Consider the following 25,119-nt stretch of genomic DNA (forward strand, 5'->3'; position numbering starts at 1 on the left):
ATAGCCCGTTTTTTAAGCGAAAAAAAACCGTAACTTATTATACGGTTTTTAAAACTGTGTTGTTTTTATACGGCTTTTATAACTATGCTGCTTTGTTATTGCTCGTGTTCGCTACTATAAAACTCAGCTTTGCGATGAAAAGGCTTTGCATACATCGCTAATACAAGAGGTTTAAGTTCCTCAGGCACGTTTGCCATGCGTTGCTCAAATGCTTTTGCGTCACTTTTATCAATCACGGCTTGCTTACAACCACCAGCAATATAATTGCCAGGATGTAAGAAAAACGAATCAACTATTTGCTGATCAATCGTCTTTGCTAATCGCTCTGGCGAATCACAATCTGCATCAATGGGTTGTCCAAACGCTAAATGTACATGTCCTTTAGCTGCACTGAAGCCCTCAACAATGCTGGCAATATCTTCGCCAGCCGATTTAACATATTTACCGTGATGTTGCTTATGATAAAGCTCTTTCGCTTTTGCTATGGCACAAGGCTCATATTGATAAGAGATGGATACTGGAACAATTTTTAGCTCACGAACATATTCAGAAAATTCTTTCTTTTGCTTACGACCATTTAATTGCAACATTTTCAGTAACGCCGGATCGGTTTGATCAAAACCATCTTTCGCACGACCTTCTTTTTGGGCAATCCAAATTGAATCACCACCAGCAAGTGAATCATAAATATAGGCTGAGAGCTGCGACAGAGCTTTTAGCATCTCTTTCGGCGCTTTAGCTGAACGCTTCACTATAAAACTTTTATTAAGGCGCATTAGCTCAGTAATATATGGGATCTGCAGTAAGTTATCACCAATAGCGATGCGCACAGTTTTCATATTATGGCTAAACAAACCCCAGTTAACTAATGCAGGATCAAGCACGATATCGCGATGGTTAGAGATAAATAAATAGGCTTGCTTGGGATCCAGTTGATCTAAACCAGAAAAGGTAACTTCTGAGGTCGTGCGCTTAACCAATAAAGCTAAATATTTCGCGACTTCTTGCTGTACTTGCTCAACAGAGTTAACACCGCCCCATTTTTTTTGTAATTGGTGGCGAACTAAAAAACGCGCTAAAAATGGCACTGAGGATATAAAGCGCGGCAAATTATATTTTGCTAATACATCAATAAATGCGTTATCTGCAATCAAACGAGTAACTGAGGCAGCTACTTCGTCGTCGTTGTAAGGTCTTATATCGGCGTACTTATCCACTAATTCACTCATTACTGCATCTATAAAGTTAAAAAAACGGCACGTAAAATACGTACCGTTTATATTATTGGTTCGATTATAACTCAGGCAAACTAAAATGCGAACTAAGTCACACTATTGCATTTTCATGCAAACTCATATGCGCTCTTAAAAGTACTTATAGAACATTCAATTAAGCAATGCTCTTACCAGTTACCTTTAGCTTTGCTTGCGATGCTATGACAACTAAACGCAGGATAAGTGCCATTAAAATTACACCACAAACAACGCTTAGCCAATGTGGCAGGACTTGATGCTCTTCACCTAGTAGTGGGGTAACGACAAAGCCAAACTCCGTTACTAAATAATCCGTTAAAAAACCAAAAATTAACGCCACACCAATAACCCCTATTAAATAGGCGGCTACAGCACGCTTACCAAGCTCATTTGCCACAACGCCTAATGTAGCGATATTTGTTGCTGGCCCTACGAGCATAAACACTAACACCGCCCCCGGCGATACTCCGCTCAATAACAAACCTGCAGCAATAGGCGTAGACGCGGTGGCACAAATATACATTGGAATACTAATCAAAATCACCACCAGCATAGCTAAAATGCCACTGCCCCACTGGGTTAAAAATGACTCTGGCACATAGGTTTGGACCAGTGCAGCAAAGAATAAACCAATCATTAACCAGACCATGGTATCTGATAGTAGTTTGTTGCAGCTAAAACTTATCGCTTGTCGCATCTTCTGCCATTGACTTTGTGGTGCCGCGTTTGGTGTATCACAACAACTGGTTTTAACTTCAGGCTCCGCCGATTTAGGCGCACAGCAACTGGTTTTAGCTTCAGGCTCCGCTGGTTTAGCCGCACAACAACTGGTTTTAGCTTCAGGCTCCGCCGGTTTAGCCGCACAACAACTGGTTTTAATGTCAGCTCCCGCAGCGGGTTTTACTTGCTGTTTATCGTCATCACGCCCAACTAGTACACCTGCAACAATAGCACTGCAAATCGCAGCTATGGGACGAATAATCGCCATAAAGGGGCCTAATAACACATACGACACAGACACTGAATCAACACCCGTTTCAGGCGTCGACACTAAAAACGCTGTAGTCGCACTTTTTGAAGCACCTGCACGTCTTAAGCCTATCGCAGCAGGGATAACACCACATGAACACAACGGCATTGGTGCACCAATTAATGCCGCTTTCACTGTGGTCCAAAACCCCTCTTTGCCTAAATGTTTATTTAAAAAATTGGCTGGTAAATACACATTTAATAAGCCAGCAATCAGTAAACCAAGCATTAACCAAGGGGCAGATAATAAAAATAACTGCCAAAAATTATTGAGTAAGTCCATCGATGTCCTCCAAAGTGGTTAATATTGAACAGTTATCAGCGGGCTCTTGTCCACCACAGCATTTATCAGCAAGTACCGATAGTGATTGATGAAAACGTGTTAGTTCAGCAATACGTTCTGCAACTAGATCACGTTTTTGTATCGTTAAATCTTTTACTTCATGGCACGAATGCTGGTGTTTTTTAAATTTAATTTGCAGCAACTCTTTGATCTCTGCCAAGCTAAAACCAACATTTTTAGCACGCAAAATAAACTTCATTTGCTTCAGTGTAGCCTCCCCATAATCGCGATAACCGGCCTCGGTTCGACTTGATGGCGTTAACAAATTGTGTTTTTCATAGTATCTTAGGGTATCTGTTGAGACACCTAACTGATTAGCAAACTCACCTATTTTCATTTGTGTCTCCAATGAGTGTATTATCAACTGATTCCAACTATAAACCTTAGAGTACACACCAAGGTCAAGTATTAAAATTATTTTATTTAATAAGGACAGCGCATGAATATCACCCTTCTCGATACGGCCACATTAGCTGGCACATCACTTGAGCCTTTTCAATCACTTGGCAATTTCACCAGCTACCCGCTAACCAGCCCAGAGCAAGTAATAGCACACAGTGCTGATGCTGATGTATTGATCACCAATAAAGTAGTCCTTAATCGCGAAACATTGACAAAACTCCCTGCATTAAAGCTCATTTGTGTTGCCGCAACTGGCACTAATAATGTTGATTTAGTCGCCGCTAAAGAGCTTGGCATTGCCGTTACCAATGTTGCAGGCTATTCAACACCTTCTGTAGTCCAACACACCTTTGCTTTAATCACTAACTTACTCGGTAATACCCACCGCTATATTGCTGATTGCCAACAAGGCTTATGGCAACAAAGTAAGATGTTTTGTCGCCTTGATTATCGTTTTAATGATATTGGCGGTAAAACCTTAGCAATTATCGGTTATGGTGCGCTTGGTAAAGCGGTTGCAGATGTTGCAAAAGCATTTGGTGCAAATGTGATCATCAGTGAGCGTAAAGGCCACAGCCCAAGAGCAGGCCGCACTGAATTTTTTCAAGCGATTAAATGTGCCGATATCATTAGCATTCACTGCCCATTAACGGATGAAAGCCGCGATTTAATTAGCAGCGAAGAGCTGGCAATGATGAAACCCAGCGCCATTTTAATTAACACCGCGCGCGGTGGTATTGTTAATGAAGCACAGTTAGCGCAGGCATTAGCGAATAAACAAATCGCAGGGGCTGGGTTTGATGTGTTAACCAAAGAACCAGCGGCAGATAATAATCCATTAGCCATTTACGATGGCGATAACTTAATTTTAACCCCACATATTGCTTGGGCGAGCGAGGAGTCAATCATTCGCTTGGTTAAACAAGTGAGCCTGAATATCAGTGCATTTAGCCAAGGCGAAAGTTTAAACAGATTGGTGTAATAAACTAAATTTTAGCTTTATACACGATACAAGGTGGTGAAATACAATTTACCACCTTGCAAATAAAATACTAAACATATGATTTTTAAATAATAAAAACATTGGCAGACTCTTTGCTATGAATAAGCAAATTAATAATCACTATTTAGTATCAGGATAAAACAATGAAAAAAGTACTTTTAATTGCCGCCCTTACAGCCCCACTTCTTACTGGTTGTGTAATTGCCGTATCAGACGGTGAAGCAGAAACGCATTGGGCAGGTAATAATTCAAGCTGGGAAAAGCACCATCAATCTAATCGTGAAACTATTGCATCATTAGGGCTAGATACCAGCTATCAAAGTGTTTTAAATCAACTTAAAACCCCTGATTTTACTGAGCTACTAAAAAAAGACGGCGATGTATATCAAGTACTATTTTATGCCACTCAAAGCATTCACTCAGATAGTAAAACAACAAAAGATGAATGTACACCGTTGGTATTTAAAAATGATAAATTAGTTGGTATTGGTGCCTCAGCACTGCAAATGCTGACAAACTAAGTAACTACAGCATTTATTGGGCGCTAATTTGATTGCGCCCTAACTTTTTCGCATTATACAAACCGGAGTCAGCTTCTTCTAACAATGCTTTTTCAGTGTAAGCTTGGCTACTCTCACTAGAAGCAATACCGATGCTAATGGTGACGTGTGTAGCGTTTAAAGACGCATTATGTTCAATATTCAAATCATTAACGGCGTTACGTACCTTGTTGGCAAAAGCGATTGCACCTTGCTGATTGGTTTCTGGTAATACGGCCACAAATTCTTCACCGCCGTAACGCGCAATAAAATCACCGCTACGCTCACATTGCGCGGCTAACGTTTTTGCCACTGTTTTTAAACATTCGTCTCCAGCTCGGTGGCCATAGTAGTCGTTATAACGTTTAAAATGATCAATATCTATGAGTAAAACGCACAAAGGAGAGTTGTTACGCTTACTTCTACGCCACTCTCTTTCTAAGTTCTCATCAAAATAACGTCTATTGGGTATTTCTGTTAAGCCATCAATAGAGGCAAGTATTTCTAGCAAATCATTTTTTTGCTTAATTAATAACTGGTTCCGCACTCTAACTTTCACAATAGCGGCACTAAATGGCTTACCAATATAATCCATTGCGCCGAGCTCTAGCCCCTTTACCTCATCTTCATGACGGTTGTTTGCAGAGATAAAAATAATAGGAATAGCCTGGCTTATACTGTTCTCTTTTAGCTGTACGAGTACTTCATAACCATTCATACTAGGCATCATGATATCTAAAATGATTAAGTCTACTTGCGTGTGTTTAACAAACGCCAGCGCGTCTTCACCGCTTGTCACTAAGTAAACATCATGCTCATCGCTTAAGGTTTTTTCTAAAATGATTCGGTTAAGCGCATCGTCATCTACAATTAATATTTTTGCTTTCTTCAACATTTACTGAGCCTTGTATTTGAATATATCTATTTACCTGTGCTAATTCGAACACCAGCTGAGTCAGGTATGATTGCTCAACGTGTTGCGACTTTCTAAGTCTACTTTCTAATTGCTGAGCGGCAGCACAAAGGCGATTAAATCCTAGGTTTCCTGACACCCCTTTAATACTATGCACTAATCGTTCCAAACCATTTTCCAACGTTGAAACATGTAATTGCTGTAGATGACTATCACACAATTGTGCAAACTTTTCTAACATAACTTGCAATAAAGTATTATCGTCAGAGAATTGAGATAATGCAAAAGTACGATCAAAAAACGGACTTTTCGTAATTTCCAGCTCATTGATTGCAGTTAATAAAGTCGCTGCAACGACAGGTTTGGTGAGATGTTTGTTCATTCCCGCAGCAAATGAACGCTGCTCATCGGCCAGCTCACTGTGTGCAGTAAGCGCAAAAATAGGTAATTGTTGATGTGTATACTGTTGTCGCAATAAAGCCGCAGCTTGTAAGCCATCAACTTCTGGCATCTGAATATCCATCAAAACCAGATCCGGCTTTACTTGTGCTACTAAATCAATCCCTGCCATCGCCGAATTTGCAGTCATAACATTAATATTTGCTTGGCTTAAAATATTGCTAATAATATCTAAATTAAGTTGATTATCGTCAACCACTAACACCAGTGCACCAGCAACCTCAATGCTAGGCATTTCCATTGCAATATCAAGTTTATCACCGCCCTTGAACGGTGTTGCCTGCTGTTCAATAGTGAAGGTGATTGTGAAGAAGAACTCACTGCCTTGGCCTTTCTCACTCACCACGTTAATTTCTGATCCCATTAACGCCACTTCATGTTTTACTATAGCAAGTCCTAAACCGACACCTTGGTGGGTACGCGTGAGCGATTCATCACCTTGGGTAAATGCATCAAATAATCGACTCTGGTCGGTTTTATCAATCCCTACCCCCGTATCTTTCACCGTAAAACACAGTGTTTGCTGGGCATGAGTAATATCAAGGGCTGTTATTTTAAGTGTAATAGTACCTTGATCGGTAAATTTCACCGCGTTGGTTAGTAAATTACCGAGTACTTGTTGCAAGCGAATATAATCACCAACAAGGTGAGGGGCTATTAACGGGTCCACTTCAATATTAAACGCAAGCCCTTTTTGCTGACAAAGCCCGATCAATAGACTCTCACAGCTATCTAGCAGCGCGACTAGCTCAAAATTAACCAGGTTAAGTTGCGCTTGATTGTTCTCACTTCGTGCAAAATCAAGCATCCGATTGAGCATGGTTAATAAGCTTTGCGCAGCCGTTTTTGCCTGCAAAGCATGTTGTTGCTGTTGCGTTGTTAAACCTTGTTGGATAACCATATCAATCAAGCCCGTCACTCCATTAAGCGGGGTACGGATTTCATGGCTTAAATTTGCAATAAAACGGCTTTTTGCCTCGGTTGCCCGCTCTGCATCTTGCTTAGCCTGAGTGAGTGCACTGATATCTTGAATATGAATAACATAATAATAAGGTGCTTGCTGCTCATCCCATACTAAAGAAACACTCAGCTGCCACCAAAGATTAAACTCCTCTTGCCCTAAGGTCAGGTGATACACCTTCTTTTTCTCAGTCAGTAATAAGGCTAATATCGAGGCTATTTCTTGCCATTGTTGTTGTGAAAATAACTGTTCTAATAATAAGTTAGGCGCTGCTTTATCGATATCAAAAATCTTGCGCGCAGTCCTGTTAAGCTGTAGCACAGTATGCTCAAGTGACAATAAGATCACCCCATTGGCAGCATATTCAATGGCACTGCGAAATTTAGACTCAGAAGCTGTTAATGCCAACAAGGCATGCTGTTGCGCAGTGATGTCGCGGCCAATTCCCATCGAGCCTAATAACTGATTTTGCTCGTTATAAAATGGCGCTATGGTTAATTGAAATGTTTGTAGTTGGGTTTCAAGGCGTTGCTCAGCTTTCGTTTTGGTTGTTAATACCTGTTGCTCCAACTCACTAAGCTTGCCACTATCATCACTAATATCACATAACTGCTGGCCCACTAGCTGCCCTTGTTCAACCCCAATGTATTGCTCATAAGCACGGTTGCAACCTAAAAATGAACCATCAATATTTTTAAAGTAAATTAAATCAGGCACACTATTTAGCATGCTATTAAGTAAGGCTAAATGTCGCTCTTTAGCTTCATAACTGCGTGCCAACTCTCGGGTTTTAATTTTAACTTGGTCATCGAGTTCGCTGTTAGCTTGTTGTAAAGAATCAACAAGCTGCTGATTTTTATTAAGCACCCACTTGATCCGGCTAAACCATGGCTGCCAGTTAACTGGTATTTGATAATTGCCGCGAGCTTTATAATGTGCCTCATTTTGTTCAAGGTACGCCATTAAGTAAGTCATAGGTTTGACAAAAATACGTTGACTCAACCATAGTAAGGTGGCGAACATCATCACTAAAAATAGACATAGAAAAACAAATTCAATGACGACATAGGTAACTATCGGTGTGATTAACTCGCTGTGAGACTCAAAGTACGCAGCATAAATGGGGAGTTGTTTTTGCGCCTGAATGAGAGTGATATTATCAACCCCTTGAGCACGTTCATCAGCAAGACTTGCCGAGGGCCAATGCTGCACTAAAGGCACAGCCGTTTTAATCTCATTTAGCGAACTAGCAATAACCTTTTGCTGATCGTTTAAAAAGATATATTCACCACTGCTGGGGGATATTTTTTGTAGCCAATTGGAAACGGCGGCCAAGTCATAAATCAAAATAATGTAATCTTCACTACCCTGCTCACGCGCATGGCCAATCGAAAAGTAATTTTTACCCGCTATTTCGATAATCGCACTCGATGCTAACGAGTTTCCAACAAGCATAGGCCGAAGGTGACCATCAAGCACTTGAGTTAACATTATGCTATCGCCATCGAAACGGCGCTTGATATATACGAAACCTTGCTCATTAACGTACGCAACCGCAGCTAAAGATTGAATTAACGATAATGCGGTATTAAAAGCCGGTCCAAGGGCGATAACTTGCTGCCATTGTGCAATTGCATTCGCCGTGGAAGAAAATTTGCCCTGACCGACAATTTCACCACCACCGCCGGGAATTTCCCGGTAGTAATAATCATCTTGCTGATTAATCCCCTCAAGCCACTGTTGCTCAAATTGATAAGAAAGGGGTTGTTCATATTGCGCAAACAAGGTGCGGATCAAGCCATCAGCCCCCTTCATAGCATGCTCAACTTGCGCTGCTAAATTGGCAAAATCGGCTTCACGTTTATCAACAGCACGCTCCAACTTAATTTTGTATAAATGTAGGCACAATAAAAAAGCCACTAGCAATGGCACAATAAGTGCCACTGCTAGTGAGCGGTAGTAATGTTTTAAAGGTAGAAAGTTCAATCTACAGTCCGTTGCTCGGCGCTAAACTTGTGAACAAGGTTAGCGAGCCAAGCGAGACTGCGCAAGCTATAAATTTTCCTCCGCAAACGAAGCTAATCGACTTCTTACTACGCCATTTAAATTCACCGTGGCACTGCCTTCAAAATCTTTAAAGCGCTCCACAATATAGGTTAATCCAGATGTCACTGGGGTTAAATAGTTACTGTCTATTTGCGCAAGGTTACCCGAGCAAATCAACTTTGTGCCTTCGCCACAACGGGTAATAATGGTTTTTAGCTGCGAGGCGGTTAAGTTTTGGCTTTCATCTAAAATCACCACCGCATTTTGAATGCTGCGACCACGCATAAAGTTCACCGATTTAAACTGTATGTTGGCCTTTTCCATAATATAGTTACGGCTTGAAATAGGATTTTCGTCGCCTTTGTGTAATACCTCTAAGGTATCGGTGATCGCCGCTAACCACGGCGCCATTTTTTCCTCTTCGGTACCTGGTAAAAAACCAATTGATTCAGCTATTTCAGGGGTGTTTCGGGTGACGATTACCTTATCGTAAATGCCTTTTTCAACCACCATTTCTAGGGCGCAGGCAAGCGCGAGTAATGTTTTACCACAGCCTGCGGGGCCAGTTAAAATAACTAATTCAATGCCGGTATCAAGTAACGCATCCATTGCCATGCCTTGGTAGATATTTTTTGGTTTTACTCCCCATGCAGATTGATGCATAAGCCGTTCAACGCCGATATCTTTGAGCATAATATGTTGCTCATCATACGACTTTACTCTTGCCGCAAAGTGGCCGCTGTCGTCCAGTAAATATTCGTTACTAAATACATCGGGGATCAAGCTCTTTGCCACTTTATGAAACGTATCACGGCCATGTTGCTCGGTCTCGCATTCCCCTACATGTTGCCAAAAGTCACCCTCTATTTTTTTATAGCCGCTACTAAGTAACGCAATATCATCGATTAATTGATCAGTACGATAATCTTCAACAAACTTAAGTCCTGCGCCTTTTGCTTTTAAACGCATGTTGATGTCTTTAGTTACTAGCACGACCTTGCAGTGCGGGTGTTGCTTTTGTAAATGTACGGCGCAGTTAATAATACGGTGGTCGTTTTCATTACCCGGTAAACCAGAAATTGAATCAGCGAATAAATGATCGTTAACAATGATTAAAGTGCCTGCGGATGACGCTTTAGCCTTTTTATTACTAGGTAATGCTACCCCTTGCAGCATTTGTTCAGGGCTAGCGTCTTTGAGTACTTCATCCAAACCACGAATAGCCACACGGGCATCGCGGCTGACATCGTGTTTTCGGTCTTTAATATGATCCAGTTCCTCTAAAACTGTCATAGGGATCACTACGTCGTGTTCTTGGAAAGATAAATAAGCGAGGGGCTCGTGGAGTAATACATTGGTATCTAGCACATACATTTTACTATCAAGGTTCGAAGCTTTTTCCATAGCACTTTCCTTACGTTTTATGATTTTTATGCTATACCCAACTAATTAAATAAAACGGGTGTGTATTCCACCCTGAAAAATTTAATTGCTAAGGTATATTCTAAGTTTAGCTTAGATGTCATAAAAGTCTGTTTTATGACAAACCTTTTTTTGTTTTGAATTAATCCCCTGAAGCCTGCGCTTAAATAGGAATAATTCACAGTTGCTAAATTAATTAAAAGTGAGCTAGTTCGCACCTTGCAGTGGTGTTAGCTAACAGGTAACATAGCCGCCTTTTTCTTCATAGACGAGACATACATGAATTTTTCCTTAGGTCAGCGTTGGATCAGTGATACAGAGTCAGATTTAGGATTAGGCACAGTGGTTGCCCTTGAAGGCCGTCAGGTCAGCATTTTATTTCCCGCCAGTGGCGAAAACCGTGTTTATTCAATGCTAGAAGCACCGGTTACTCGTGTGGCATTTAATCCAGGCGATGTGATCAAAAGCGTTGAAGAATGGGAACTTACAGTCGAGTCAATTGAAACGATAGGCGAACTTCTTTGTTATCATGGCACCCGTGTTGATAACGGCGAACAAGCACAACTAAAAGAAACCTTTTTAGATCACTTTATTAAATTTAATAAACCACAAGACCGCTTATTTGCCGGCCAAGTAGATCGTTTTGACCGCTACACCTTACGCTATCAAACATGGCAACATCAATTTGAACGTCAGCAATCGCCAATTAAAGGCTTGATTGGTCAGCGCGCAAGTTTAATTCCGCATCAGCTTTATATTGCGCAAGAAGTGGGTAAACGTTTTGCGCCACGCGTATTACTTTCTGATGAAGTAGGCCTTGGTAAAACCATTGAAGCGGGGATGATTTTACATCAACAAATTATCAGTGGCCGTGCCAGTCGTGTACTGATTGTGGTGCCTGAAAATCTTCAGCACCAATGGTTAGTAGAAATGCTGCGTCGCTTTAATTTACACTTCTCAATTTTTGATGAAGAGCGCTGCGATGAAGCCTTTGCTGATTCACCTAATGTGTTCGACACCGAACAATTAGTGCTTACCAGCCTTGAGTTTTTGACCAAGAAAAAACGCTGGTTTGAGCAAGCCACCATGGCTGAGTGGGACTTGCTGATTGTTGATGAAGCGCATCATTTAAGTATCAATAACGGCAAACCAAGCACTGAATATCAACGCATGGCTGAACTGAGCCAAGATATTCCAGGCCTAATATTACTTACTGCAACGCCTGATCAACTTGGTCACCGTAGTCACTTTGCACGCCTACAATTACTCGACCCTGATCGCTTTTACGATTACGACGCCTTTGTGGCAGAAGAAAGTAATTATAAGCATGTGGCAGAGGCGGCCAATCAATTACTGCAACAGCAAGCACTGGATGACAACGCCAAAACCACGCTGATTGAGCTATTAAAAGAAACCGATATCACCACAGTGCTTGAACAAGCACAAAATGGCGATACTGCGGCCCGTAAAGAAATCTTAGCCATGTTATTAGATCGCCATGGCACAGGTCGTATTTTATTTAGAAATAGCCGTAGCGGCATTGATGGCTACCCTAGCCGCAAATTACATGCTTACCCTATGGCAATGCCAAAGCAATATAAAACAGCCATTTCAGTGTTAGGTAATATCAGCGGCATTCAAAATGCAGAGCTGAGCGCGCAACGTGCTCTATTCCCTGAAAAGATTTTCCAAGAATTTGAAGGCGAAAGCGCCAGTTGGGGACAATTTGATCCGCGTGTTGATTGGTTGATCGACACCCTAAAAACTCTAAAACGCGAAAAAGTACTGCTGATCTGTGCCAAAGCAGAAACCGCAATCAGCCTTGAGCAAATCTTACGTGAGCGTGAAGCAATTAAAGCGTCTGTTTTCCACGAAGGAATGACGATTATTGAACGAGACCGTGCAGCTGCGTTTTTTGCTGACGAGTACGACAACGCACAAATATTACTGTGCTCTGAAATTGGCTCTGAGGGTCGTAACTTCCAGTTTGCGCATCACTTAGTGTTATTTGATTTACCATTGAACCCTGATTTACTTGAACAACGTATTGGCCGCCTTGACCGTATTGGCCAAACTCAAGATATCAATATTCATGTGCCGTACTTTGAAAACAACGCCCAAGAAGTGTTACTACGTTGGTATAACGAAGGCTTAGACGCCTTTGAAACCACCTCTAGTACCGGCCAATTATTATATAAAGAGTTCAAAGATGAGCTGCTTGAGTTTATTGCTGCGCATAACTGTGATGAAGACGAGTTAGAGCCATTACTAGAGCAAGTTGCCAAACAAAACGCCGTACTGCGTAAGCAAATGGAAAGTGGGCGTGACCGATTACTTGAATTACACTCATCGGGCCAAGGCGCAGCTGACTCGCTGGTTGTCGATATTGAAAAATTAGACAACCAGTTTGAACTGCCAAGCTATATGATCAACGTGTTTGACACCTTCGGTGTTAGCCAAGAAGATAAAGGTGAAAATACCATTATCTTAAAACCGACTGAGCATATGTTAAACCCATCATTCCCAAGCTTAAAAGACGACGGTATGACAGTCACGTTTGACCGTGATACAGCGCTTGCCCAAGAAGATGTTCATTTTATTAGCTGGGATCACCCTATGGTGCAAGGCACTTTAGACATGATTTGCGATGATGATTTTGGAACCGCCTCGGTCGCACTGCTTAAAAACAAAAAGTTACCGCCGGGTACCTTCTTTGTTGAGCTAATTTACGTAGCGGCAGCCATGGCACCAAAAGCATTGCAAGTAGGCCGCTTTTTACCACCGACGCCAATTCGTATTTTATTAGATAAAGCCAGCAACAACTTAGCTGATAACGTCGGATTTGATGGCTTTAACCAGCAGCTTTCAGCGGTAGGCCGTCAAACAGCAAGTAAACTAGCAGGCGCATTACAAAGTGCGATTCATCCAATGCTTAAAACAGCCCAAGATATGGCACAAACTAAGCTAGAGGTGATTAGAGCCGCAGCACTTGAGCAAATGCAACAATCACTCAGTGAAGAGCAAGCGCGTTTAGCGGCGTTGAAACAGATCAATCCTAATATTCGTGAAGAAGAGCTAACCTTCTACGACAAGCAACGCACCGAGCTGACAAGTTATATCGGCAAAGCACAGTTGCAGTTAGATGCCATTCGCTTAATTGTGGTATCGCATTAAGCACATCCTGTAGCAGCGATTTTATATCGCGACAGAAGTTGTGCCGTGGCTGAATTTTATCCCGTGCTTACATTTTACATTTGCGCGGGGTAAACCCGCGCCTACAAGGTATAACACATTCGTAGCAGCGATTATATCGCGACAGCGAGCCGTTCTGTGGCTGAATTTTATCTTGTATTTACATTTTACATTTGCGCGGGGTAAACCCGTGCCTACAAGGTATAACACATTCGTAGCAGCGATTTTATATCGCGACCGGAGCTTTGCCGTGGCTGAATCTTATCCCGTGCTTACATTTTACATTTGCGCGGGGTAAACCCGCGCCTACAAGGTATAACACATTCGTAGCAGCGATTTTATATCGCGACAGCGAGCCGTTCTGTGGCTGAATTTTATCTTGTATTTACATTTTACATTTGCGCGGGGTAAACCCGTGCCTACAAGATATAACACATTCGTAGCAGCGATTTTATATCGCGACCGGAGCTTTGCCGTGGCTGAATCTTATCCCGTGCTTATATTTTGCATTTGCGCGGGATAAACCCGCGCCTACAAGGTATAACACATTCGTAGCAGCGATTTTATATCGCGACAGAAGTTATGCCGTGGCTGAATTTTATCCCGTGCTTACATTTTACATTTGCGCGGGGTAAACCCGCGCCTACAAGGTATTGCAAATTCGTAGCAGCGATTTTATATCGCGACAGGAGCTATGCCGTGGCTGAATTTTATCCCGTGCTTACATTTTTACATTTGCGAGGATAAACCCGCGCCTACAAGGTATTACAAATTCGTAGCAGCGATTTTATATCGCGACATGGGCAGTTCCGTGGCTGAATTATATCCCGTGCTTACATTTTTACATTTGCGAGGGTTAACCCGCGCCTACGAAATATTACACATTCGTAGCAGCGATTTTATATCGCGACCGGAGCTTTGCCGTGGCTGAATCTTATCCCGTGCTTATATTTTGCATTTGCGCGGGATAAACCCGCGCCTACAAGGTATTACAAATTCGTAGCAGCGATTTTATATCGCGACAGGGGCTTAAACATAAACACAATCCCAATATGGATAATCAGCTACATTTTTAACCAAGCCAGCTCTTAGTGGATTCGCGATTATATAACGCGCATTATTAATCAAATCATCCTCATCTCGAATTAAATGGTCGTAATATCCTTTTTGCCATAACTTATAAATACCAAATTCACGGCATACAACCGCTGTTCGTCCTTTAAAGCAACGGATTATTTGTGGTAAAAGGGTGTTATTTAGCAACTGGAATTGCCAATGGATATGATTTGGCATAATACTAAAGGCATTAGATTTTAGGTGTTTTTGTACTTCCAATAACTGCATTTGTTTTATAATTTGGCGATTAAAATCCAAACTTACAAAGTAATTACTGCGATTATGTGTAACGAGGGTAATTGCATAAAAATGATTTGATAAAGAAACCCGTCCCTTTCTTAAATTTTGAGATTTATACATCTACCAATCCTTGTAGGTAAAGTATAAAAGTAGAACAAAATTCAAACGTTGTTAAATTTGCAGCTCATTTAACTTGATACTGCGCGGGGTAAACCCGCGCCTACAAGGTATTGCAAATTCGTAGCAGCGATTTTATATCGCGACAGGAGCTATGCCGTGGCTGAATTTTATCTCGTATTTACACTACCATATTTGTGCGGGGTAAACCCGCGCCTACGAGATATTGCACATCTCGTAGCAGCGATTTTATATCGCGACAGCGAGCCGTTCTGTGGCTGAATTTTATCTTGTATTTACATTTTACATTTGCGCGGGGTAAACCCGTGCCTACAAGGTATAACACATCTCGTAGCAGCGATTTTATATCGCGACAGAAGTTGTGCCGTGGCTGAATTTTATCCCGTGCTTACATTTTACATTTGCGCGGGGTAAACCCGCGCCTACAAGGTATTACAAATTCGTAGCAGCGATTTTATATCGCGACAGAAGTTGTGCCGTGGCTGAATTTTATCCCGTGCTTACATTTTTACATTTGCGAGGGTTAACCCGCGCCTACGAAATATTACACATTCGTAGCAGCGATTTTATATCGCGACAGAAGTTGTGCCGTGGCTGAATTTTATCCCGTGCTTATATTTTGCATTTGCGCGGGATAAACCCGCGCCTACAAGGTATAACACATTCGTAGCAGCGATTTTATATCGCGACAGGGGCTTAAACATAAACACAATCCCAATATGGATAATCAGCTACATTTTTAACCAAGCCAGCTCTTAGTGGATTCGCGATTATATAACGCGCATTATTAATCAAATCATCCTCATCTCGAATTAAATGGTCGTAATATCCTTTTTGCCATAACTTATAAATACCAAATTCACGGCATACAACCGCTGTTCGTCCTTTAAAGCAACGGATTATTTGTGGTAAAAGGGTGTTATTTAGCAACTGGAATTGCCAATGGATATGATTTGGCATAATACTAAAGGCATTAGATTTTAGGTGTTTTTGTACTTCCAATAACTGCATTTGTTTTATAATTTGGCGATTAAAATCCAAACTTACAAAGTAATTACTGCGATTATGTGTAACGAGGGTAATTGCATAAAAATGATTTGATAAAGAAACCCGTCCCTTTCTTAAATTTTGAGATTTATACATCTACCAATCCTTGTAGGTAAAGTATAAAAGTAGAACAAAATTCAAACGTTGTTAAATTTGCAGCTCATTTAACTTGATACTGCGCGGGGTAAACCCGCGCCTACAAGGTATTGCAAATTCGTAGCAGCGATTTTATATCGCGACAGGAGCTATGCCGTGGCTGAATTTTATCTCGTATTTACACTACCATATTTGTGCGGGGTAAACCCGCGCCTACGAGATATTGCACATCTCGTAGCAGCGATTTTATATCGCGACAGAAGTTGTTCCGTGGCTGAATTATATCCCGTGCTTACATTTTTACATTTGCGAGGGTTAACCCGCGCCTACGAAATATTACACATTCGTAGCAGCGATTTTATATCGCGACAGAAGTTATGCCGTGGCTGAATTTTATCTCGTATTTACACTACCATATTTGTGCGGGGTAAACCCGCGCCTACGAGATATTGCACATCTCGTAGCAGCGATTTTATATCGCGACAGAAGTTGTGCCGTGGCTGAATTTTATCCCGTGCTTACATTTTACATTTGCGCGGGGTAAACCCGTGCCTACAAGGTATAACACATTCGTAGCAGCGATTTTATATCGCGACAGAAGTTGTGCCGTGGCTGAATTTTATCCCGTGCTTACATTTTACATTTGCGCGGGGTAAACCCGCGCCTACAAAGGCCTGCCTTTGTTGCGCTTGCCTAATAAATACGCATCGCGAAATTTCATAAAATGCTGCTCAAGCTTTGTTGCAGCATCATCCTCCCCAGCTAATGCTAACACCATAATAGCCACTTCAGCCGTACCAAGTTGATGAGCATGAGGGGCAATTCGCAAACGATAATCTGAGAGTTTTTCAGCGGTGATCGACAGCACTGGCAAACTATCAAGATAAGGACTTTTGCGGATCATTTTTTTCGCTTCACGCCATGTGCCATCTAAAAAGATAAACAAGGGGCGTTTATTTGGCTGGGTTTGCACTTCGGTTATTACACGCGTGGCATCTTCAACATCCGTGGCAGGAAAAATCACCATAGGCTGATATTGTGGGTCGCTCAATAACGCTAATAGCTTTGCATCAGGCTCGGTTCTGTCCCAGCGAAAAGCATAGTTGTTAGGGACTATTTCAGCAATCAACCGCCCGGTATTAGAAGGTTTAAAGCTTTCGTTATGATACATCAGCATACAAACCGCAGCATCACATTGTGCCTGCTCTACACCGTCACAAATACAATAATGTTTTGCAATTAAGCATTGCTCACAGCGATCCATTTTTCCGCCACGGGCATTAAACTCTCGGCGAGATTCGCTAATTTGCTGAGCGCGCAAGGCAAGTACTGAATTAGCAGAGCGGTTAGTCACGTGGTTTATCACCTAAAAAAGTACCTAAATTTGTTCGGCGGATATTATAACACATTTGCGCAGGGTAAACCCACGCCTACGTATTGGTAGCAGCGAGTTTACCTCGCGATAAAGCCCATTATTTACCACTGAGGGCACAAAGGCGCTGCGCGCTACACAGAGAAACCAAATTAAAAAATCACTTATTTCTTCTCTGTGTTCTCGGTGGTGAATTAATCACTAAACGAACTTTAATCTAATTGCGCGGGGTAAACCCGCGCCTACAAGGTATTACATATTACACACCCGCGCCTACAAAACAAAAAACCCAAGCCTAGGCTTGGGTTTTTTAAACAATTAACTAAAAGAACTTACTTCTTCTTTTTAACTGCTTTTTTGTTTGGTAAATCAGTGATCGAACCTTCAAAGATTTCAGCTGCAAGGCCGATTGATTCGTTCAATGTTGGGTGAGCGTGAATAGTAAGTGCTAAATCTTCGCCATCTGCGCCCATTTCAACCGCTAGACCGATTTCACCCAGCATTTCGCCTGCGTTGATACCAACCATAGCGCCACCGATAACACGGCCACTTTCTTTATCAAAGATAAGTTTAGTTTGACCTTCAGTACGAGCAGATGCAATGGCACGACCTGATGCAGCCCACGGGAATACCGCAGTTTCGATGCTTAAGCCTTGCTCTTTTGCTTCTTTCTCAGTTACACCAACCCAAGCGATTTCTGGATCAGTATACGCGATTGAAGGAATGCATTTAGGGTCAAAGAAGTGTTTTTGACCTGAGATAACTTCAGCAGCAACGTGTGCTTCATGAACCGCTTTGTGTGCAAGCATAGGTTGACCAACAATGTCACCGATCGCGAAGATATGATCAATATTTGTTTTAAGTTGCTTATCAACATTGATAAAGCCACGCTCATCAACGTTAACGCCCGCTTTGTCTGCATCAAGCAGTTTACCGTTTGGTGTACGACCAACAGCAACTAGTACTTTGTCATAACGTACTGGTTCAGCCGGGGCATTTTTACCTTCAAACGTTACATATAGGCCGTCGTCTTTTGCTTCAACGCCTGTCACTTTAGTAGAAAGCATTACATTGAACTTTTTGCTCACGTACTTTTGGTAAATCTTGATAACGTCTTTATCAGCCGCTGGTACTAGTTGGTCAGCAAATTCAACTACGTCGATTGCAGAACCAAGCGCACGGTACACAGTACCCATCTCAAGACCGATAATACCACCACCTAATACAAGTAGTTTTTCTGGTACGTCTTTAAGCTCAAGCGCGCCAGTTGAGTCAATTACACGGTCATCTTCTGGGATGAAAGGTAAGTTAACTGGTTGCGAACCTGCTGCGATAATAGCGTTATCAAAGGTAATGGTTGTTTTACCATCTGCGCCTTCAACATCAAGGGTGTTGCTGCCAGTAAATTTACCATAACCGTAAACCACTTTAACTTTACGCATTTTAGCCATGCCGTCTAGGCCGCCAGTTAACTGACCAATGACAGACTCTTTCCATGAACGGATTTTGTCTAAGTCAATTTGTGGGGCGCCAAAAGTAACACCATGAGATGACATTTCAGCAGCGTCATCAATTACTTTAGCTACGTGTAAAAGTGCTTTTGAAGGGATACAACCCACATTAAGACATACACCGCCTAATGTGTCGCGAGATTCTACTAGTGTAACTTCTAAGCCCAAGTCAGCAGCACGGAAAGCCGCAGAATAACCACCAGGACCACCGCCTAGTATAACAACTTGAGTTTTTAATTCGTTGCTCATGCTTTTACCTTAATTGTTTGAACGGGACACTGCCCTAAAGTTTAACTGCCATGTTTCTGCAAGGCAGAAAGGGAGAGCAGATCAAAAATTTATGCAAGATAGACAAAGATTGTATCATTGCAAATGGTAAAAATCCCAGCAAAAAACAACTGGCTGGGATTTGATTCTATTTATTTAGTTAGATGCATCAATTAGTGCATTACATTACTAACTGGCGTATATCGCTCATGTAACTTGCAAGCGTTACAGTAAAGCGTGCCGCTAGTGCACCGTCAATCACCCTATGGTCGTATGACATTGAAAGTGGCACCATTAATTTAGGTTCAAATTCTTTGCCGTTCCATTTCGGTTTCATTTCAGATTTAGATACACCTAAAATTGCAACTTCTGGCGCGTTTACGATTGGCGTAAAGGCCGTACCACCGATACCACCAAGGCTTGAGATAGTAAAACAGCCACCTTGCATATCAGACGATGTTAGCTTGCCGTCACGCGCTTTAACCGATACTTCCATCAGTTCACGTGATAATTCAATGATGCCTTTCTTATCTACATCCTTAAACACTGGTACAACTAAACCGTTTGGCGTATCAACTGCAACACCGATATTGATGTACTTTTTAAGGATTAAGCTTTCACCATCTGCAGATAACGACGAGTTAAATGTTGGGAACTCAGCTAATGCTTTTGCAGCTGCTTTCATTACAAATACAAGTGGCGTAATTTTAACACCTAGCTTTTTCTTCTCGCTAAGGGCATTTTGCTCTTTGCGGAACTCTTCAAGCGTGGTGATATCAGCTTCATCAAACTGGGTAACGTGAGGGATTTGCACCCAGTTACGGTGTAAGTTTTTACCTGATAGCTTTTGAATGCGAGACAGTTTCTTCTCTTCGATTTCACCAAACTTAGCAAAATCAACTTTTGGCCATGGAATTAATCCAAGCTCACCGCCTCCAGCATTGCCGTTACCAGCAGATAACTGACCAGACTCAACTTGCTTAACTAAGTTCTTCACATAGTTTTGCACGTCTTCTTTAACAACACGGTTTTTACGCCCTGAACCTTTAACGTTTGCAAGGTTAATACCAAACTCACGGGCTAAACGGCGCACAACAGGCGATGCATGAGCATACGCACTGTTGTTCTCAAAGCTTTCATTACTTGCTTTTTCAGGTGCTGCTTGTGGTGCTGGAGCAGATTCTGCTTTAGCCGCAGGTGCTGATGCCGGTGCCGGTGCCGCTTTTTCAGAAGCAGCAGGTGCACTGCCTGCAACTTCAAATACAAAGATAAGTGAACCGGTCGATACTTTATCGCCCGCGGCTACTTTAATCTCTTTTACTGTGCCTGCAAACGGCGCTGGTACTTCCATTGCCGCTTTATCGCCTTCAACGTTTAAGATTGATTGATCTTCTTCAACCTTATCGCCTACAGCAACCATCACTTCAGTGACTTCAACTTCATCACCGCCGATATCTGGCACGTTAACTTCTTTACTGCTCGGCGCAGCACTTTGTGCAGGCGCAGATTCAGCAGCTGGAGCGGCCTCAGCTTTAGCTGGCGCAGACTCACCACCGGCAACTTCAAAAACAAACACTAAAGAGCCTGTTTTTACTTTATCGCCAGTGGCAACTTTGATTTCTTTAACAGTCCCTGCAAACGGCGCTGGTACTTCCATTGCCGCTTTGTCGCCTTCAACGTTTAAGATAGATTGCTCTTCTGTAACGCTGTCACCAACTGCAACCATCACTTCGGTCACTTCAACTTCATCATCGCCGATATCCGGTACAGTAACTTCTTTCGTTGATGAACCTGAAGAGGCAGCGGGTGCTGCGTCTTCAGATTTAGCCGCAGCTTCTGGCGCTTTTTCTTCGCCAGCGCTTTCACCTTCGAATAAGAATACTAAAGAGCCCGTAGTAACCGTGTCACCCACGTTTACTTTGATTTCTTTAACAGTACCTGCTTGCGCAGCTGGTACTTCCATTGATGCTTTGTCGCCTTCAACGGTTAGTAGTGATTGGTCAACTTCAACTTTGTCACCAACGCTTACTAAGATTTCGGTTACTTCGACTTCATCGCCACCGATATCTGGTACATTAATTTCAATACTCATTGCAAACCTCTTATGCGTACAGTGGATTAAGTTTGTTAGTGTCGATGTTGAACTTTTTAAGTGCTTCAACCACAACTGACTTCTCAACCTCACCACGTTTAGCAAGTTCAGATAACGTAGCAACTACAACATAGCCTGCGTTAACTTCAAAGTGACGACGTAAGTTTTCACGGCTATCAGAACGACCGTAACCATCGGTACCTAATACTTTGTAGTTGCTGCTTGGAATGAATGAACGCGCTTGTTCTGCGTAGTTTTTCATGTAATCCGTTGCGGCAACAGTCACTGAGTCATTCAGTACACTGGTGATGTAGGCAGTCTTCTGTTCGCTTTCAGGGTTAAGCATATTGAAACGCTCAACATCTTGCCCTTCACGAGTTAATTCGTTGAACGACGTTACTGAATACACATCAGATGCAATACCGTAATCTTCACTTAAGATAGCTGCCGCTTTACGTACTTCAGTCATGATAGTACCTGAGCTCAATAGCTGCACGTTGGCTTTTTTGCCTGCGTAGCTTTCAAGCTTGTAGATACCTTTACGAATACCTTCTTCAGCACCTTCTGGCATTGCAGGTTGCGCGTAGTTTTCGTTCATAAGCGTTAGGTAGTAGTAAATATTTTCTTGGTCTTCACCGTACATACGACGAATACCGTCTTGCATAATTACCGCTACTTCGTAAGCATAAGTTGGATCGTAAGAAATACAGTTAGGTACTGTGTTGGCAAGAATATGGCTGTGACCATCTTCGTGCTGTAGACCTTCACCATTTAGCGTGGTACGACCCGCTGTTGCACCTAATAAGAAACCACGTGCTTGTTGGTCACCTGCCATCCATGCCATGTCACCAACACGTTGGAAACCGAACATTGAATAGTAGATGTAGAATGGGATCATTGGTAAATCGTTAGTGCTGTATGATGTTGCCGCAGCAACCCATGAAGACATTGCACCTAACTCATTGATACCTTCTTGCAATACTTGGCCTGATGTTGCTTCTTTGTAGTAAGAAACGATATCACGGTCTTGTGGTGTGTAGTTTTGACCATGCGGGTTATAAATACCGATTTGACGGAATAAACCTTCCATACCAAAGGTACGTGCTTCATCAGCAATAATTGGTACGATGTTTTTACCAATGCCTTTATCTTTTAATAAGATATTCAGTGCACGAACAAAGCCCATAGTGGTAGAGATATCACGCTTTTGCTCTTCAAGTAGTGGCTTAAATGCTTCTACTTCTGGTAACTGTAACTTTTCAGAGAACTTAGCAATACGGGTTGGCGTGTAACCTTTCAGGTCATCACGACGAGCGTGTAGGTATTTATACTCTGGAGAACCTTCTTCAAGGGTCAGGTATGGTAGCTCTTTGATTTCTTCATCAGACACTAAATCTTGTAAACCTAAACGTGAACGTAAATGAGCCACATGAGTCATGTCCATTTTTTTCACTTGGTGCGCGATGTTTTTACCTTCAGCCGCTTCACCCATGCCGTAACCTTTTACAGTTTTAGCTAGAATAACAGTTGGGCGATCTTTAGTTTCTTCCGCTTTTTTAAATGCAGCGTATAGTTTTGATGGCTCATGACCACCACGCTTAAGGGCAAAGATTTCGTCATCTGTCATATCAGCCACAAGTGCTGCTGTTTCAGGGTAACGACCAAAGAAATGCTCACGTACGTACGCGCCATCTTTCGCTTTATAAGTTTGGTAGTCACCATCGATGGTTTCGTTCATCAATTGTAGTAGCTTACCTGTGGTATCTTTAGCAAGTAAGATATCCCAGCCGCTGCCCCAAACTACTTTAATTACATTCCAGCCAGCGCCTTTAAATAGACCTTCAAGTTCTTGAATGATCTTACCGTTACCCATTACTGGGCCGTCTAAGCGTTGTAGGTTACAGTTGATCAGGTAGCAAAGGTTGTCTAGCTTTTCACGGGCAGCAAACGAGATAGCACCGCGTGATTCTGGCTCATCCATTTCACCATCACCAAGGAAAGCATATACGCGTTGGTTTTTGGTGTCTTTTAAGCCACGGCCATCTAAGTACTTTAAGAAACGCGCTTGGTAAATAGACGCGATAGGACCAAGGCCCATAGATACCGTAGGGAACTGCCAGAACTCAGGCATTAACTTAGGATGCGGGTATGAAGGTAGACCATTACCATCAACTTCTTGGCGGAAGTTATCTAACTGCGCAGCAGATAAACGACCTTCAACAAATGCACGCGCATAAATACCAGGAGAAATATGCCCTTGGTAATAAACTAAGTCACCGCCGTCTACTTCGTTTGGTGCTTTAAAGAAGTGGTTAAAACACACTTCATAAAATGCAGCAGACGACTGGTAAGACGCCATATGGCCGCCTAAGTCGAGATCTTTTTTCGATGCACGCAATACAATCATGATTGCGTTCCAACGAATAATAGAACGAATGCGGCGCTCAAGGTTTACATCCCCAGGGTATGCAGGCTCTTGATCTACCGGGATCGTATTAACGTAGTTAGTATTGATACCGGTTGGCATATCAACACCGTCTAAACGGGCTTGCTCTAATACTTGCTCAAGTAAAAACTGAGCACGTTCAACACCTTCTTCACGCACAACTGATTCAAGAGCTTGTAACCACTCTTGTGTTTCTAGCGCGTCTACGTCAATTTTATTGACTTCAGACATATGGAGGTTTCCTTATGTTTAAAATACGAATGTTCTTAATTAGTACTGTGGTAATCATTGTTGCCATATGCAGTACTTGCTTAAATTATTGATCTTTTACTGTGTTTGTTAATTTTGTTTGGTGCGTCTTAAACTACGTTCAATTCGCGAATGCTCTTTACCAGCTTCCAATAATGCTTCTTCAATGAAAGCTAAGTGAGCATTACTGGCAAGTCGCGCCTGCTCGGGATTCCCTTCAATCACTGCATCCATTAATAAACGGCGATGCTCAGCTAAGCGCGAACTGATATGCGGCTTTTCTAACAATACCGTTAAATTCTGTAAAACATTTTGTTCAAGTAATGCCTGCATACCACGCACTAAATGCAGTAGCACTACATTATGTGACGCTTCTGCAACACTAAAGTGAAACGCATTAATTGCTTTGGCTTTTTGCTGTAAATTATCATGTGCTACGGCAATACAATCAAAGCTTTGCTTCACTTTATCAAAGTCCGTACTAGTGCCGCGCAGCGCGGCATAATAAGCGGCAATCCCTTCTAATGCATGACGAAACTCTAATAAATCAAATTGCGATTCAGGATGCTTACTGATCAAATCAAAAAGCGGATCAGTGAGCCCTTCTTCGAGCTGATTTTTTACAAATGTCCCGCCACCTTGGCGACGTGTTACTAAGCCTTTTGCCTCTAGCTTTTGAATCGCTTCGCGCAGTGAAGGACGAGACACTTCAAATTGCTTGGCTAATTCACGCTCTGGCGGCAGTTTCTCTCCGGGAGCTAATGAGCCCTCAAGAATCATATTCTCAAGTTGCTGTAAAATAACATCCGATAGTTTTGCTGCTTTAATCTTTAAAGACATTAATCAACGTCCGCATTGTAGTGGGAATATAGCCTGAATAATTCAAACTTGTGCCCATTGCCTAAACCAAAAGGTAAATTGGTCATACCAAATTTGAGCCATACGTTATCAAAAAGCAAGTTTGCTGTCAATTTACCGAAGCC

General features: G+C 42.2%; 16 protein-coding genes. 3 read left to right on the forward strand and 13 right to left on the reverse strand.

Features of this window, described 5'->3' with window-relative positions:
* Positions 1 to 95: 95 nt before the first annotated feature.
* The 3 genes from NDQ71_RS08385 to zntR form a co-directional block, all read right to left on the reverse strand.
* Positions 96 to 1,229, reverse strand: a complete 1,134-nt coding sequence (locus tag NDQ71_RS08385) for a 1-acyl-sn-glycerol-3-phosphate acyltransferase (RefSeq protein ID WP_283710139.1) — start codon at positions 1,227 to 1,229, stop codon at positions 96 to 98.
* Positions 1,230 to 1,389: 160 nt separating this feature from the next.
* A complete protein-coding gene (locus NDQ71_RS08390; protein ID WP_301562567.1) occupies positions 1,390 to 2,565 on the reverse strand; it encodes an SO_0444 family Cu/Zn efflux transporter in 1,176 nt (391 codons plus the stop codon).
* Positions 2,549 to 2,962, reverse strand: coding sequence for a Zn(2+)-responsive transcriptional regulator (zntR, locus tag NDQ71_RS08395; protein ID WP_064667170.1), 414 nt, complete (start codon positions 2,960 to 2,962; stop codon positions 2,549 to 2,551). The genes NDQ71_RS08390 and zntR overlap by 17 nt, the downstream gene beginning before the upstream one ends.
* Positions 2,963 to 3,064: 102 nt before the next feature.
* Between zntR and NDQ71_RS08400 the strand changes: the two genes are divergently transcribed.
* The gene (locus tag NDQ71_RS08400; protein WP_301562568.1) at positions 3,065 to 4,009 is read left to right on the forward strand and encodes a D-2-hydroxyacid dehydrogenase; all 945 of its coding nucleotides are present in this window, start codon (positions 3,065 to 3,067) and stop codon (positions 4,007 to 4,009) included.
* Positions 4,010 to 4,173: 164 nt separating this feature from the next.
* Entirely contained in the window at positions 4,174 to 4,551 is a 378-nt protein-coding gene (locus tag NDQ71_RS08405; RefSeq protein WP_301562569.1) for a DUF3192 domain-containing protein, read from the forward strand.
* Between the two features lie 13 nt (positions 4,552 to 4,564).
* Here the strand turns inward: NDQ71_RS08405 and NDQ71_RS08410 are convergent, their stop codons facing one another.
* The 3 genes from NDQ71_RS08410 to NDQ71_RS08420 all read right to left on the reverse strand — a co-directional run bounded on the left by NDQ71_RS08410 (position 4,565) and on the right by NDQ71_RS08420 (position 10,352).
* On the reverse strand, positions 4,565 to 5,464 hold the full coding sequence (locus tag NDQ71_RS08410; protein WP_301562570.1) for a diguanylate cyclase: 900 nt from the start codon (positions 5,462 to 5,464) through the stop codon (positions 4,565 to 4,567).
* Positions 5,430 to 8,888: an ATP-binding protein gene (locus NDQ71_RS08415; protein WP_301562571.1), complete on the reverse strand. Its 3,459-nt coding sequence runs from the start codon at positions 8,886 to 8,888 to the stop codon at positions 5,430 to 5,432. The genes NDQ71_RS08410 and NDQ71_RS08415 overlap by 35 nt, the downstream gene beginning before the upstream one ends.
* Positions 8,889 to 8,954: 66 nt before the next feature.
* Positions 8,955 to 10,352 carry a PhoH family protein gene (locus NDQ71_RS08420; protein ID WP_064667165.1) on the reverse strand — a complete coding sequence of 466 codons (1,398 nt, stop codon included), beginning with the start codon at positions 10,350 to 10,352 and terminating at the stop codon, positions 8,955 to 8,957.
* Positions 10,353 to 10,649: 297 nt separating this feature from the next.
* Between NDQ71_RS08420 and rapA the strand changes: the two genes are divergently transcribed.
* Positions 10,650 to 13,544: an RNA polymerase-associated protein RapA gene (gene rapA, locus NDQ71_RS08425; protein ID WP_301562572.1), complete on the forward strand. Its 2,895-nt coding sequence runs from the start codon at positions 10,650 to 10,652 to the stop codon at positions 13,542 to 13,544.
* 1,047 nt (positions 13,545 to 14,591) lie between these two features.
* Here rapA and NDQ71_RS08430 read toward each other — a convergent pair.
* The 7 genes from NDQ71_RS08430 to pdhR all read right to left on the reverse strand — a co-directional run bounded on the left by NDQ71_RS08430 (position 14,592) and on the right by pdhR (position 24,976).
* A complete protein-coding gene (locus NDQ71_RS08430; protein WP_192543277.1) occupies positions 14,592 to 15,038 on the reverse strand; it encodes a transposase in 447 nt (148 codons plus the stop codon).
* Between the two features lie 714 nt (positions 15,039 to 15,752).
* Positions 15,753 to 16,199 carry a transposase gene (locus NDQ71_RS08435; protein ID WP_192543277.1) on the reverse strand — a complete coding sequence of 149 codons (447 nt, stop codon included), beginning with the start codon at positions 16,197 to 16,199 and terminating at the stop codon, positions 15,753 to 15,755.
* A 664-nt stretch (positions 16,200 to 16,863) separates the two neighbouring features.
* Positions 16,864 to 17,553 carry a tRNA-uridine aminocarboxypropyltransferase gene (locus tag NDQ71_RS08440; protein ID WP_301562573.1) on the reverse strand — a complete coding sequence of 230 codons (690 nt, stop codon included), beginning with the start codon at positions 17,551 to 17,553 and terminating at the stop codon, positions 16,864 to 16,866.
* A gap of 350 nt (positions 17,554 to 17,903) precedes the next feature.
* A complete protein-coding gene (gene lpdA, locus NDQ71_RS08445) occupies positions 17,904 to 19,331 on the reverse strand; it encodes a dihydrolipoyl dehydrogenase (protein ID WP_301562574.1) in 1,428 nt (475 codons plus the stop codon).
* 199 nt (positions 19,332 to 19,530) lie between these two features.
* Positions 19,531 to 21,441 carry a pyruvate dehydrogenase complex dihydrolipoyllysine-residue acetyltransferase gene (gene aceF, locus NDQ71_RS08450; protein ID WP_301562575.1) on the reverse strand — a complete coding sequence of 637 codons (1,911 nt, stop codon included), beginning with the start codon at positions 21,439 to 21,441 and terminating at the stop codon, positions 19,531 to 19,533.
* A 10-nt stretch (positions 21,442 to 21,451) separates the two neighbouring features.
* Positions 21,452 to 24,118 carry a pyruvate dehydrogenase (acetyl-transferring), homodimeric type gene (gene aceE, locus NDQ71_RS08455; protein ID WP_301562576.1) on the reverse strand — a complete coding sequence of 889 codons (2,667 nt, stop codon included), beginning with the start codon at positions 24,116 to 24,118 and terminating at the stop codon, positions 21,452 to 21,454.
* Between the two features lie 108 nt (positions 24,119 to 24,226).
* Positions 24,227 to 24,976 carry a pyruvate dehydrogenase complex transcriptional repressor PdhR gene (pdhR, locus tag NDQ71_RS08460; protein ID WP_064667159.1) on the reverse strand — a complete coding sequence of 250 codons (750 nt, stop codon included), beginning with the start codon at positions 24,974 to 24,976 and terminating at the stop codon, positions 24,227 to 24,229.
* Positions 24,977 to 25,119 lie beyond the last annotated feature (143 nt).

Origin of the sequence: Pseudoalteromonas sp. KG3 (assembly GCF_030436385.1) — a bacterium.
GTDB classification, from domain to species: domain Bacteria; phylum Pseudomonadota; class Gammaproteobacteria; order Enterobacterales; family Alteromonadaceae; genus Pseudoalteromonas; species Pseudoalteromonas prydzensis.

Bases quoted from the DNA above. Each gene is read 5' to 3' on its own strand.
- NDQ71_RS08385 (WP_283710139.1), bottom strand. From the start codon at position 1,229: ATGAGTGAATTAGTGGATAAGTACGCCGATATAAGACCTTACAACGAC.
- NDQ71_RS08390 (WP_301562567.1), bottom strand. From the start codon at position 2,565: ATGGACTTACTCAATAATTTTTGGCAGTTATTTTTATTATCTGCCCCT.
- zntR (WP_064667170.1), bottom strand. From the start codon at position 2,962: ATGAAAATAGGTGAGTTTGCTAATCAGTTAGGTGTCTCAACAGATACC.
- NDQ71_RS08400 (WP_301562568.1), top strand. From the start codon at position 3,065: ATGAATATCACCCTTCTCGATACGGCCACATTAGCTGGCACATCACTT.
- NDQ71_RS08405 (WP_301562569.1), top strand. From the start codon at position 4,174: ATGAAAAAAGTACTTTTAATTGCCGCCCTTACAGCCCCACTTCTTACT.
- NDQ71_RS08410 (WP_301562570.1), bottom strand. From the start codon at position 5,464: ATGTTGAAGAAAGCAAAAATATTAATTGTAGATGACGATGCGCTTAAC.
- NDQ71_RS08420 (WP_064667165.1), bottom strand. From the start codon at position 10,352: ATGGAAAAAGCTTCGAACCTTGATAGTAAAATGTATGTGCTAGATACC.
- rapA (WP_301562572.1), top strand. From the start codon at position 10,650: ATGAATTTTTCCTTAGGTCAGCGTTGGATCAGTGATACAGAGTCAGAT.
- NDQ71_RS08430 (WP_192543277.1), bottom strand. From the start codon at position 15,038: ATGTATAAATCTCAAAATTTAAGAAAGGGACGGGTTTCTTTATCAAAT.
- NDQ71_RS08435 (WP_192543277.1), bottom strand. From the start codon at position 16,199: ATGTATAAATCTCAAAATTTAAGAAAGGGACGGGTTTCTTTATCAAAT.
- lpdA (WP_301562574.1), bottom strand. From the start codon at position 19,331: ATGAGCAACGAATTAAAAACTCAAGTTGTTATACTAGGCGGTGGTCCT.
- aceF (WP_301562575.1), bottom strand. From the start codon at position 21,441: ATGAGTATTGAAATTAATGTACCAGATATCGGTGGCGATGAAGTCGAA.
- aceE (WP_301562576.1), bottom strand. From the start codon at position 24,118: ATGTCTGAAGTCAATAAAATTGACGTAGACGCGCTAGAAACACAAGAG.
- pdhR (WP_064667159.1), bottom strand. From the start codon at position 24,976: ATGTCTTTAAAGATTAAAGCAGCAAAACTATCGGATGTTATTTTACAG.